This window comes from Cryobacterium sp. TMT2-14 (assembly GCF_004402465.1).
Lineage (GTDB): Bacteria > Actinomycetota > Actinomycetes > Actinomycetales > Microbacteriaceae > Cryobacterium > Cryobacterium sandaracinum.
Window position 1 is genome coordinate 1 of record NZ_SOFV01000033.1, and the last position, 12,743, is coordinate 12,743.

The 12,743-nt window shown below is 68.4% G+C and carries 11 protein-coding genes; 8 read left to right on the forward strand and 3 right to left on the reverse strand.

Features of this window, described 5'->3' with window-relative positions:
• From E3O28_RS11830 to E3O28_RS11840, 3 genes are all read left to right on the forward strand, one after another.
• A partial coding sequence (locus E3O28_RS11830; protein WP_134394301.1) for an integrase core domain-containing protein occupies positions 1-99 on the forward strand: 99 nt, incomplete at its 5' end.
• A gap of 224 nt (positions 100-323) precedes the next feature.
• Positions 324-1,775 carry an NAD(P)/FAD-dependent oxidoreductase gene (locus E3O28_RS11835; RefSeq protein ID WP_134416142.1) on the forward strand — a complete coding sequence of 484 codons (1,452 nt, stop codon included), beginning with the start codon at positions 324-326 and terminating at the stop codon, positions 1,773-1,775.
• A 344-nt stretch (positions 1,776-2,119) separates the two neighbouring features.
• On the forward strand, positions 2,120-2,407 hold the full coding sequence (locus tag E3O28_RS11840) for a hypothetical protein (protein ID WP_134416144.1): 288 nt from the start codon (positions 2,120-2,122) through the stop codon (positions 2,405-2,407).
• On the opposite strand, the gene E3O28_RS11845 is transcribed toward E3O28_RS11840, so the two are convergent.
• From E3O28_RS11845 to E3O28_RS11855, 3 genes are all read right to left on the reverse strand, one after another.
• On the reverse strand, positions 2,394-3,110 hold the full coding sequence (locus tag E3O28_RS11845; protein ID WP_134416146.1) for a Pr6Pr family membrane protein: 717 nt from the start codon (positions 3,108-3,110) through the stop codon (positions 2,394-2,396). The genes E3O28_RS11840 and E3O28_RS11845 overlap by 14 nt on opposite strands.
• 155 nt (positions 3,111-3,265) lie before the next feature.
• The gene (locus E3O28_RS11850; protein WP_104099340.1) at positions 3,266-3,535 is read right to left on the reverse strand and encodes an acylphosphatase; all 270 of its coding nucleotides are present in this window, start codon (positions 3,533-3,535) and stop codon (positions 3,266-3,268) included.
• 324 nt (positions 3,536-3,859) lie between these two features.
• Complete coding sequence (locus E3O28_RS11855) at positions 3,860-4,882, reverse strand: LacI family DNA-binding transcriptional regulator (RefSeq protein ID WP_134416148.1); 1,023 nt, start codon at positions 4,880-4,882, stop codon at positions 3,860-3,862.
• 192 nt (positions 4,883-5,074) lie between these two features.
• Between E3O28_RS11855 and E3O28_RS11860 the strand changes: the two genes are divergently transcribed.
• The 5 genes from E3O28_RS11860 (at position 5,075) to E3O28_RS11880 (ending at position 12,657) form a co-directional block, all read left to right on the forward strand.
• A complete protein-coding gene (locus E3O28_RS11860) occupies positions 5,075-7,111 on the forward strand; it encodes a beta-galactosidase (RefSeq protein ID WP_134416150.1) in 2,037 nt (678 codons plus the stop codon).
• Positions 7,108-8,070, forward strand: a complete 963-nt coding sequence (locus E3O28_RS11865; RefSeq protein WP_104099343.1) for a sugar ABC transporter permease — start codon at positions 7,108-7,110, stop codon at positions 8,068-8,070. Before E3O28_RS11860 ends, E3O28_RS11865 begins: the two co-directional genes overlap by 4 nt.
• Before the next feature lie 107 nt (positions 8,071-8,177).
• Complete coding sequence (locus E3O28_RS11870) at positions 8,178-8,984, forward strand: carbohydrate ABC transporter permease (protein WP_104099356.1); 807 nt, start codon at positions 8,178-8,180, stop codon at positions 8,982-8,984.
• Positions 8,985-9,041: 57 nt separating this feature from the next.
• A complete protein-coding gene (locus E3O28_RS11875) occupies positions 9,042-10,373 on the forward strand; it encodes an extracellular solute-binding protein (RefSeq protein WP_104099344.1) in 1,332 nt (443 codons plus the stop codon).
• Between the two features lie 13 nt (positions 10,374-10,386).
• Positions 10,387-12,657, forward strand: coding sequence for an alpha-galactosidase (locus E3O28_RS11880; RefSeq protein WP_134416152.1), 2,271 nt, complete (start codon positions 10,387-10,389; stop codon positions 12,655-12,657).
• Positions 12,658-12,743: the final 86 nt, after the last annotated feature.

The window sequence follows — 12,743 nt, forward strand, 5'->3', positions numbered from 1 at the left end:
GACTGGATCCATAGCTACAATCACCACAGACCCCATACCGGCATCGGCGGCAAATCACCCATCAACCGTGCTCACAACGTCAGTGGGAACAACAGCTAGACCGCCACCGCGTCACCGGCGAACGCAAACTCGGAGATTTTCGCGAAACGCCGTATTTCAGGGTGGGATGCCGCGTGTCGCGACAATCTCCGAAGTAACGTGCGCACACCCCACCCCACCCCCACCCGACCGGCCACTTCACCCGGCTCTGCGGTAGCTTGGTCGTACTGCCCGGCCCGCTCGGAGAGGAGGACGTCGGCGCCATACCTGGCGCCGAGACAGCGATGAAACGACGAACCTTTCTGCTCGGCTCAGTCTCCGGCCTGGGCCTGGTCGCGCTCACCGCGTGCGTGACGCCGACTCCGCGGCCCTCGGCATCCGTCACGCCGAAGCCGACGTCGACACCCTCGCTCGTCCCGAAGCCGGCGGCCATGCGCCGCACATCCTGGTCGGCCGACCCGTTCGCCCGCGGCTCCTTCAGTTACCCCGCGGTGGGCGCCACGCCCGAGCAGCGCGCCGCGCTCGGCCAGCCCGTCGACGACCGCCTCTTCTTCGCCGGTGAGGCCACCTCCACCGACGCGCCGGGCACGGTGCAGGGCGCCCGCGATTCAGGGAAGCGCGCCGCCCGCGACGTGCTCGCAGCGGCGAGCCTGGGGGAGCGCATCGCCGTGATCGGCGCCGGAATCGCCGGACTCACCGCGGCCCGAGACCTGCAGGACGCCGGCTTCGACGTGTTCCTGGTCGAGGCCCGCGACCGCATCGGCGGCCGCATCGACACCGTCACCGACAAGGACTGGCCATTCCCGATCGAGCTCGGCGCGGCTTTCGTCCGGCGCACCGGCCAGACCACCCTCGACGAGGACCTCACCGACCGCGGCGTCGCCACGGCCCCCTTCACCGATCCGCCGGAGGCCCGCACCGCGGCCGGCACGGTCGTGGAGGTGCCCGACACCGGCGCGCAGGCGGTCGCCACGGCGCTGGCCTGGGCCGCCGAGCAGCCCACCGACGTGTCCATCGCGCAGTCCCTCGCCGATTCGGGGGCCTCCAAGCTCTCGACGACGGATGCCGACACCGGCGTTTCCGACGCCGACTGGCTCGACTACCAGATCACGGTGGTGCTCGACCCACTGGCAGGGGGCCCCGTTCCGGAGCAGTCCTCCTGGTACTCGGACGCCAACCCCCAGGCCGACCCTGACACCGATCCCGGCGAGGACCGTATTGTGCTGGGCGGCTTCGCCACCCTGCTTACCGACCTCAGCGACGGCATCGACATGCTCGGGTCTAGCGTGGTCACCAAAATCGCCTACAACGAAGCCGGCACCAGCCTCCGGCTCGGCACCGGCGAGTCGCTCTCCGCCGACCGGGTCGTCGTCACCGTGCCGCTGGGGGTGCTGAAGACCACGGTGATGGAGTTCGACCCGCCGCTGCCCTTCACGCACCGCGGCGCCATCTCGGCCCTGGGCATGGGCACGCTCGACAAGATCTGGCTGCAATTCGACAAGCCGTTCTGGGACACGGATGCCCCGCTCTGGTCCACGGTCGGTGGCGACGACGACTTCCGCGTCTGGATCAACATGGTTCCGCTCACCGGCGAACCGGTGCTGGTGGGCCTGGTTGCGGCGGAGACTGCTCTGCGCCTCGCGGAGGTCGACGACGACGAGTTCCTCGCCGCCGCCCTGAGCAGCCTCGAGCCGTTCTACTCGGCCGTGCCGACCGACAACCCGACCACGGAGTAGGTCCGCACCAAGCCGCTCCCCGAATCCCGGGCCGGCGCCTCGCGATTGTCAACCCGTCTTAGTTCTGAGATTCGTGGTGTACTCACCTGCCAACGTCCAGTCGATGAATTTTGGCTCCCACTCGGGGCACGTTCTCATGCAGTCGCAGCCCGTCGTGGTGCAGCGCTCAGAGGTCCAGTCGTTACCCGGACTGGCCCTGCCGACGGATTCCTGACGGGTGGATGCCCCCGTTCCAGGCCGGGCTCGTTCCGCCGGCCATCCCAGTGCGGTCGTCACCGGGATGCACCACCCCCGCCCGCGACTGCTCCACTTTTCTGCTTGACCGTGCGATTGCTGTGCTCCCCATGGATATCCTCCTCGACATCGACATCGACATCGACATCGACCGCGAATCCGTCGTCCTTCTGGACGTCGACCCTGACCTGCCCCGTGAAGGCACTCACCACATTCGTGGCCTGAACGGGCACCAACCCACCGCCCCCGGTGCCTACCTGGCGGTCTCGCCGTGCTGCGGCCCCAAGGTCTTGCAATGCACACCCCGGGTCCTCGCGATGCGGGCATCCGGGGTGCTCCACTGCGGCGCCTGCCGGGGCGGGCACCTGACCAGCGAATACACCTTCACGCCGCTGTAGGTTCGCGCCCCTGCGCCCGCGGGGGCAGCCGCGACGTGGCCGTGAGTACGGCGGCGATCGCGGTGAAGAGCAGCAGCGCGACCAGGCAGTAGATCACGGTCTCGAGCGGGCCGCGCACCTGCACCGGGTCGAGGAAGAAATACGGGTACCACCCCACGATCGACCCGCGGATGAGCGTGAACACTCCCCAGATCGAGGGCACCACGAGAACCCAGACCAGGATTTTCCAGGGCAGGCGGGCCTTGCCGGCATCCGTCAGCCAGTCAAGGAGTGCGATCGTGGGAATCCAGAAGTGCAGCAACTGGCTCGACCAGGGCACCTCGATCGTGTAGTCCAGCGAGGAGGACTGGATGACGATGGTCAGGAATACGATCCCGGAGACGGTGATGTAGGTCGTCACAAGCAACCGGAACCAGTTCAGCCAGGGTGGGTCGGTCGTGTGCCGAAATGCGACGAATGCGGCAGCGGCGAAGGCGACGATCGCGGCCATACCGCTCTGCACGGTGAAATAGCTGAAGTAGTTGTAGATCTGAAACGTGGCGAAACCGAGCACGTAATCGAAGTAGCCGGCGAGGGCCACCACGCCCAGGCCGGCGAGGAGCAGGCGGCCGATGCCAAACCCGCGGCGCACGGTGTGCACGCGCTGCGACCGAGAAGTTCGGGCGAGGGCCCGGCGTACGGGTGCCGCAGTGAGTGCGCGCACGCCCGATCTCGTCGCCGCCGAGTGAACGCGCTTCGGGGGGTCCGTCCGAGCGGGATCGGCAGCTCGCGCGCACATGCTCCCACGCTACGCCAGCCGGTCGGGTGCCCGCTGACCTCGGTATCAACCGGATGCCGCCGCTCAGCCGGCCGTTCCGCTCAGAAGCCGATCCGGAACCCGGTCTCGCCGAGCGGCGGAATCGTGGTGACCTCGACCGCCTCGACCCGGGCCGACGGCGGGCCGTGCTGCAGCCACGAGAGCATCACCCAGACGGTTGCCGCGTCGCCCTCCAGCTCGACCTCCACCGCACCGTCCCCGCGGTTGCGCACATGACCCGCGAGCCCGAGTCGGCGCGCCTCGGTCTGGGTGTAGTAGCGGAACCCGACTCCCTGCACCACCCCGCGCACGACAACCTGCTTGCGAACCATGCTTCCAGTGTGCCCCGCCGCAGGCGAGCCCGCATCCATCGTTCACCCGACCCGTTCACCAACCCGCGCTGTGGCTAACTCAGGAGATCCAGCGCGGGCATCCGTCGTGCACCGAAAATCCCACGGAAACACGCGGATGCCCCTAACCGGCCCGAGCATTCTCCTGAGTTAGCCACGCGGGGTGGGGGCTAGCCACGCGGGGTGGGGGTTGGCCACGCGGGGTGGGGGTTGGCCACGCGCGGTGGGGGAGACGCGCAGCCGGAGTGCTCCGGCCAGCCCAAAGCCAGATGCTGCCGCCATGGCCCTGCACCGCCAACCCCCGATTCAGGCGGAGTCACGCCAGACGATCGGAGTCTCGAGCAGGATGCCCTCGGCCGGCTGCTCTTCGCCGCGCAACTGGCCCAGCACGCACTCGGCCGCCCGCTCACCGAGGCCGAAGGCGGGCTGGTGCACGGTGGACAGGTGCGGCTGGGTGCGCAGCGCCCAGGAGCTGTCGTCGAAGCCGACGATGCCGACGTCTCCGGGAATGGTGCGCCCGGCATGGCGCAGAGCCTCCATGGCTCCGGCCGCGACCGCGTCGGAGGCGGCGAACACGCCGTCGATCAGCGGGTCACGCTGAAGCAGCGCACGCATGCCGAGGGCCCCGTCGGTGAAGGTGTACAGCGGAACGCGGGCCACGAGAGCCGGGTCGAAGCGGTCGCCGAGGGCATCCGTGAAGCCGGCCAGACGGTCGGCGCCGGAGTCGCGGTCGAGCGCGGCGGCAATCATGCCGATGCGCGTGCGGCCGGTCTGCATGAGGCGTTCGGTGATGGCGCGCGCCGACGCCCGGTTGTCGATGCCCACGAAGGGAAGCTGGCGCAGGTCGGGCGGATGTCCCACGAAGGCGGCCGGAAGGCGCAGCTTCTCGATCACCCGGGTGATCGGGTCTTCCTGGCGAGCGGAGACGATGACGACCCCGTCGACGAAACCGCCGCTGAGGTAGCGGGCGACGCGCTCGGTGTCGCGCTGGGAGTCGATGACCAGGCTGACCATCTGGTAGTCGGCGCGGGAGAGCACGGTGTTGGCGCCGAGTAGGATTCCGCCGATGTTGGGGTCGTCCAAAAACAGGGAGTGCGGCTCGTGCACGATGAAACCGACGGCCTCCGAGCGCTGCATGACCAGGCTTCGGGCGGCATTGTTCGGCACATAGCCGACCTTCTCGATGGCCGCCTCGATGGCGATGCGGGCCGACGCCGAGACGTAGGGCTCGCCGTTCACGACCCGGCTGACCGTGCCGCGGGAGACTCCGGCTTCCACGGCGACGTCGTGGATCGTCGCGCGTTTGCGTCGAGACGGAATTGTCACCATTCGATAACTGTAACGCTCTCGCACACACTCCGCGCTTGACACGACCGCCGGGAGATACATACTCTGTGTACGTTCACAGAAAACCCAACGGCGAGTTCTTCTCCCGACTCTGTGCACGTTCACAGAACAGTTAGCACAGAGTCGTCACCACGGTGTCGTCACCACGAAGTGCACGCCACAGTCAGGGAGTACATGAACTCGCGAGCAGCCACTTCGAACGGTGCGGCCCCGGCCCACCCGTTCGTGCACGAGGGCATCGCCTACGGCTGTGACTACAACCCGGAGCAGTGGGGTCCCGAGACCTGGGCCGAGGACGTGCGCCTCATGCGCGAGGCCGGCGTCGACCTGGTGGCCATCAACATCTTCGGCTGGTCGCACCTCGAGCCGCGTGCGGGCGAGTACGACTTCGACACCCTCGACACGATCATCGAGCTGCTCCACGCCAACGGGATCCGGGTCAACCTCGGCACCGGCACCTCGTCGCCGCCGCCGTGGCTGACCACACTTCACCCCGAGATCCTTCCGGTCGCCGACGACGGCACGACCCGTTTCCCCGGCGGTCGCCAGGCCTGGTGCCCGAGCTCGGCCGTGTTCCGTGAGCACGCGCTGGCCCTGGTCGAAAAGGTCGCCGAGCGGTACGGCCACCACCCGGCCATCGCCCTCTGGCACGTGTCCAACGAATTGGGCTGCCACAACGCGCTCTGTTACTGCGACGACACCGCCGCCGCGTTCCGTCTCTGGCTTCAGGCGCGTTACGGCACCATCGATGCTCTCAACGCAGCCTGGGGTACCTCCTTCTGGAGCCAGCGGTACGGCCAGTGGGCCGAGATCCTCACCCCGCGGCTCACGCTGTCCAGCCACAACCCCGGCCAGGTGCTCGACTTCCACCGGTTCAGCTCCGCCGAACTGCTCGACTACTATCGGCGCGAGAGCGCGGTGCTGCGCCGCCACTCGAACGTGGCCGTGACCACCAACTTCATGGTCACCGCGCACATCCGCAACCTCGACTACTGGTCCTGGGCCGGCGACATGGACATCGTCGCCAACGACCACTACCTCGACCACCGCCTCGCCGACCCGGCCACCGAGCTCGCCTTCGCCGCGGACCTCACCCGCGGGCTCGCCCAGGGTGAGCCCTGGCTCCTGATGGAACAGGCCGCCGGTGCCGTCAACTGGCAGCCGCACAACCTGGCCAAGGCGCCCGGCGAAATGACCCGCAACTCCCTCGCCCACGTCGCCCGCGGTGCGGACGGCGTCTGCTTCTTCCAGTGGCGCGCCTCCCCGCAGGGGTCGGAGAAATTCCACTCCGCCCTGGTGCCCCACGCCGGCACCGACACCGTGCTCTGGCGCGAGGTCGTGGCCCTGGGCGCAACCCTGGATCGTCTTGCCGAGGTCACCGGCAGCCGGGTCGTCGCGGATGCCGCGATCATCTTCAGCTGGGAATCCTGGTGGGCAGGCGACGGCGAATCCCGTCCGTCCCACGCGGTGCGCTACCTCGACCAGGTGCACGCCGCCTACGCGGCCCTGCACGAACTCGGCGTCACGGTCGACATCGTCTCCCCGGATGCCGACCTCTCGGGCTACCGCCTCGTCGTCGTCCCGTGCCTCTACCTGGTCTCGGACGCGCAGGCCGAGAATCTCAACGCCTACGTCGCCGCCGGCGGCCACGCCCTGATCACCTTCTTCAGCGGCATCGTCGACGTAGACGACCGGGTGCGCACCGGCGGTTACCCCGGCGCGTTCCGCGAGATCCTCGGCATCACGGTGGAGGAGTTCTCTCCGCTGCTGCCCGGCCACGTTCTCGCTCTCGACACCGGCGCCGCCGCGAGCCTGTGGAGCGAACGCCTGCGTGTCGACACCGCCGAGGTGGTCGCGAGCTACATCGACGGGCCGCTGCCCGGCATCCCCGCCATCACCCGCAACCGGCACGGAGGCGGCACCGCCTGGTACGTCGCCACCGCGCTGGAGGCCGGCGCCCTGCGGGACGTCCTGCGCAGGATCGCCCAGGAGGCTCGGGTCACCGCGGTCGGCCCGGAGCGCACCGGAGCCATCGAGGTCGTGCGCCGTGTGAGCTCCACCCACAGCTATCTGTTCATCATCAACCACGGTTCGGGCGACGTCGAGCTTCCGGCCGCCGGCCACGAGCTCGTCACCGACGAACCCGTCGGTCGAATCGTGCGCGTGCCGGCCGGAGCCGTCCGCGTGATTAGAGAGGACCCCTCATCATGAGCGCACCTGCCGTTCCCCTAACGGATGCCCCGGGCAGCGCTGCCCGAAAGAGACCCCGCGCCGCCAAGCCAGCCAAGGCCCCCGGAGCGAAGCCCCGCGTGCAGCACACGGGCGCGATCCTCGCGTTCGTGCTGCCGTTCGGCACCCTGTTCGCCCTGTTCTACCTCGTCCCGATCGGCTACGCGATCTACCAGTCACTGCTCGTGATCGAGCGCGAGGGCACCTTCGGCCAGGCCACCGAGGTCTTCGGCGGACTGACCCAGTACATCCTGGTGTTCCAGAATGGGCCGTTCTGGGAGTCGATCACCCGGGTGCTCGCCTTCGGCGCCGTGCAGGTTCCGATCATGCTCGGTCTCGCGCTGCTGTTCGCCCTGTTGCTGGACTCGCCGCTCGTGCGCGGCAAGAGATTCTTCCGGCTGGCGTTCTTCGTCCCCTACGCGGTCCCCGGCGTCATCGCCGCGATCATGTGGGGCTACCTCTACTCACCCAATCTGTCGCCGTTTCGCGCCGTCACCGAGAACATCAACTTCCTCTCGGCCGATCTCGTGCTCTGGGCCATCGCCAACGTCGTCACCTGGGTGTTCGTGGGCTACAACATGCTCATCATCTACTCCGCGCTGCTGGCGATCCCGACCGAACTCTACGAGGCCGCCCGCCTCGACGGCGCCGGCCAGCTGCGCATCGCCTGGTCGGTCAAGATTCCGCTGATCATGCCGGCGATCATCCTGACCGCCATTTTCTCGATCATCGGCACCCTGCAGCTGCTCGCCGAACCGCAGGTCTTCCGCAGCTTCAGCTCGGCCGTGACCAGCACGTTCACCCCGAACCTGACGGTGTACTCCACCTCGTCGATCCCGAACTTCAACCTGGCCGCCGCGTTCTCCGTTGTGCTGGCCCTGGCCACGTTCATCCTCTCCTTCACGTTCCTGAAGTTCACGCAGCGTAAGGAAGCCAAGTGAGCACCCTGACCCCCACCACCCCCGCCAAGCCGGCTCGCGGCATCCGTTCAACCGAGGCGAAGGCACCGCGCGCCCAGCGCGAGAGCCCGTTCGCCCGGGTCAGCGCCATGGTCGTCATGGGCGTCTTCACGATCTACTTCCTGGTGCCGATCTGGTGGCTGCTGGTCGCGGCCTCGAAGAACCGATCCCAGTTCAACAGCACGAACCCGCTCTGGTTCGCCGACTTCTCCCTGTTCGAGAACATCGGAAACCTGGTGGCCTACCGCGACGGCGTCTACCTCAAGTGGATGCTCAACAGCGCGCTGTACGCCGGTGGCGGTGCCCTCGTGGGCACGATCATCGCCGGAATGTGCGGGTACGCACTGGCCAAGTACAACTTCCCGGGACGCGAACTGATCTTCAACGTCGTGCTCGGCGGGGTGCTCGTACCCGCCACGGCGCTGGCTCTGCCGCTGTTCCTGATCTTCAGCCAGATCAGCCTGACCAACACGTTCTGGTCGGTGTTCCTGCCCAGCCTGGTCAGCCCGTTCGGGGTCTACCTCTCCCGCATCTACGCGTCGGCCAGCGTTCCCGACGAGCTGATCGAGGCCGCCCGCCTCGACGGCGCCGGCGAACTGCGCACCTTCTTCACGGTCTCGGTGCGGATGATGGTGCCGGCCCTGGTCACCGTCTTCCTCTTCCAGTTCGTCGCCATCTGGAACAACTTTTTCCTGCCGCTGATCATGCTGCGCGACGAGACCCTGTTCCCGGTCACGCTCGGCCTCTACGCCTGGAACTCGCAGGTCAACCAGATCCCCGTGCTGCGCGATTACGTTCTGATCGGCGCCCTGCTGTCGATCATCCCGCTGATCATCATCTTCCTGCTGCTCCAGCGCTTCTGGCGAAACGGCCTCAGCGCCGGTTCGGTGAAGTAGCCGGCCTCACCCCCCCCTTAGCTGCACCACCTCCACCCCCAAGAGAAAAGAAGAACAATGCAGATCAAGAAGAGAGCAGCCGCCGTCGCCTTGCTCACCGCAGCCACGGTCGTTCTGACCGGCTGTGCGTCGGGCTCGAGCACGTCCGGCGGTGGCGACGCCGCCGCCTGCGAACCCTCCGAGGGCAAGGTCGACCTCACGTTCACCACCTGGATCCCCGGGATGGAAGACGTCGCCGCAGTCTGGAATGAGGAGAACCCCGACGTTCAGGTAAAGGTGCAGACCGGCCCGAACGGCAACGGCGGCACGTACCAGAACTTCTTCAACCAGCTCAAGGCCGGCAACGCGCCCGACCTCGGCCAGATCGAATACGACGCCCTCCCGAACTTCCGCGTGCAGGACGGCCTGATGGACCTCGCCGCCTGTGAGGGTGTTCTCGACGCCAAGGACGACTTCGTGGACTGGACCTGGGGACAGGTCAACTTCGGTGAAGAAGACGCAGCCTACGCGGTGCCGCAGGACGCCGGGCCCATGGCGATGTTCTACCGTGCCGACCTCTTCGCCGCCAACAACATCGCGATCCCGACCACCTGGGAAGAATTCGCGGTTGCCGCCGAAGCCGTGCGCGCCACCGGCGGCTACATCACCAACTTCTCGCAGAGTGACATCAACCAGTTCGCCGGATTCGTCTGGCAGGCCGGGGGAAGCTGGTTCGAGAACGACGGCGAGAACTGGACCATCGACCTGACCAGCCCCGAGTCGGTCAAGGTCGCCGACTACTGGCAGGACCTGATCGACCGCGACCTCGTCTCGACCAACCCGCCGTGGACCGACGAGTGGAACAACGCCTACAACACCGGATCCAACTGGACCTGGAACTCCGCAGCCTGGGGTGCGAACTCCATCGCCAGCGGCGCTCCGGACACCGCCGGCAACTGGTCCGTCGCCCTCTCCCCGCAGTGGGCTGCCGGCGAGAACGCCGCCGGCAACTGGGGTGGCTCGTCCACCGCAGTCTTCAAGGGCTCCGAGCACCCCTACGAGGCGGCCCAGTTCGCGCTGTGGCTGAACACCTCTGACGAGGCGCTCACGATGCTGAACAAGTCGGCCAACCTGTACCCGGCCGCCAAGAGCGGCCTCGAACTGCCGGCCCTCAAGGAAGGCGTCGAGTTCTACGGCGGCCAGGCCATCTACGACGTGTTCGCCGAGGCATCCGATCACGTCTCGCCCGACTTCATCTGGGGCCCGACCATGACACAGGTCTACAACGACACCTCCGACGGCTTCAAGGGTGCCGTCACCGGTAGCGGAACTCTGACGGATGCTCTCACGAGCGCCCAGCAGAGCACGATCGACGCTCTCGAGGCTCAGTCGATCCCGGTCACCAAGTAGCATCAGCTCCACTGTGTCGATTCCCTACCTCCGTGCCGCGGGCACCAGCCTTGTGCTGGATGCCCGCGGCACGGGCGTGCCCGTCATCGTGCACTGGGGTGCCGACCTGGGTGACCTGAACGGTGAACTGCTGGAAACGCTGGCCGACGCATCCGTGCCGGCCATCTCGCCGAGTTCGATCGACGTGCCCCTGCGGCTCTCGCTACTGCCCACCCTCGCGGCAGGCTGGAGCGGGCGTCCGGGCGTGAGCGGGTTCCGGCCCGGTGGGTGCGGCGGCGTGGCCCTCGATCTGCGCCTCACCGAGGTTCAGTCGGGCGGTGTGCGGGCGGGCGTGCCGTCTGCCTCCGGCCGCACGCTGCCCGGCACACAGGCCCTGACGATCTTTCTGACGGATGCCGCGGCCCGGGTGACCGTGCGCACCGACCTCGAACTCTCGGTCGAGGGTGTGCTGCGACTGCGCCACACCCTCACCAACACCGGTGACGACCCTGCCTCCGCACCCTTCGAGCTTGGCTCGCTCGACGTCATCCTGCCGGTGCCCGACCGCGCCGGGGAACTGCTTGACTTCACCGGGCTGTGGACCCACGAGCGTCGGCCGCAGCGCAGTACGCTCGGCCACGGCGTGTGGAGCCGGGAGTCCCGTCACGGCCGCCCCGGCCACGACGACTCCTATCTGATGGCGGCCGGAACGCCCGGGTTCGGCTTCCGCACCGGCGAGGTATGGGCCACCCACTTGGCCTGGAGCGGCGACAAACACGTCTGGGCCGAGAACAGCGCGCTGGGCTACTCGGCGCTCGGCAGCGGCGAGCTGCTGGCACCCGGCGAGCTGAGAGTGGCCCCCGGCGCGAGCCACACCACCCCGTGGACGGTGGCCGTGTACTCGGCTGCCGGGCTGGACGGGCTCTCGGCGCGGCTGCATCCGTGGGTCCGTTCCTGGTCGACCATCACCGGGCACCGCCCGGTCGTGCTGAACACCTGGGAGGCCGTGTACTTTGACCACGACCTGTCGACTCTGGCCCGCCTGGCCGACGCGGCGGCCGTGGTCGGGGTGGAGCGCTTCGTGCTCGACGACGGCTGGTTCACCGGCCGCTCGGACGACCGGCGGGCCCTCGGAGACTGGTTCGTCGACCCGGTCACCTGGCCCGGCGGATTGCACCCGCTGATCGAGCATGTGCACGCGGCCGGCATGGACTTCGGTCTCTGGGTCGAACCCGAAATGGTCAGCGCCGACTCGGACGTCGCCCGCGCGCACCCGGAGTGGGTGCTCGGCGGGGTGGACGCGGCTGGTGTCGGGGGTTCTGGGGCCGGTATTGGTTCGGCATCCGTCGGTGTTTCGTCGCCGGCGCTGACCTGGCGGTTCCAGCGCGTGCTCGACCTCGGCAACCCGGATGCCTTCGGCTGGGTGTTCGCCCGCCTCACCGCCCTGCTCAACGAGTACCCCATCGCCTACCTGAAGTGGGACCACAATCGCGACCTGCTGGCCGGCTCCGCCCACCGGCAGACGGTGGCGCTGTACCGGCTCATCGATGCCGTGCGTGCCGAGCACCCGGGCGTCGAGATCGAGTCCTGCGCGTCGGGGGGAGCCCGGGTCGATCTCGGAATTCTCGAGCGCGTCGATCGGGTCTGGACCAGCGACACCAACGACCCGCTCGAGCGGCAGCAGATCCAGCGGTACTCGAGCGTGCTCCTACCGCCGGAGTACCTCGGCGGGCATCTCGGCGCGGCCACCGCACACACCACCGGGCGCACCTCCGAGCTCAGTTTCCGGCTGGCGACCGCCCTGTTCGGCAGCGCCGGCATCGAGTGGGACCTGACCCGCGCGAACGAGTCCGAGCGGGTGCAGATCGCCACCTGGATCGCCCGCTACAAGCAGCTGCGGCCGCTGCTGCACTCCGGTGTCGTCGTTCGGGCCGACCCCAGCGACCCGGCCCTCGAGCTGCACGGTGTCGTCTCGCCCGACCAGAACTCGGCCCTGTTCGCCCAGGTGGCGCTCGCCGCCCCGCGCGCGGCACTGCCGGAGCGGATGCGGTTCCCCGGTCTCGCGCCCGAGCGGCGCTACCGGGTGGCACCGCTTTCGCTCGGCGTGCCCCCGCGCACGATCCAGGATGCCCCGCCGGCCTGGCTGGCGGAGCCGGGCTCGTCCGGTGCCGCCGGTGCTTTTGGTACCGACGGTTCAGTGACGCTGACCGGAGCTGTGCTCGCTCTCGTCGGGCTGCCCGCGCCGCTGCTCGCCCCGGAGCAGGCCGCGCTCTTCACCGTCGACGCGGTCGACGGCCGCCGCTGAGCAGTCACCGACCAGGCATCCGTCACCCGGGCCGAGCAGGTGGGCGGTGCAGGTCGTGGCAGGTTTCGCCCGGTTGCGGTCGGGTT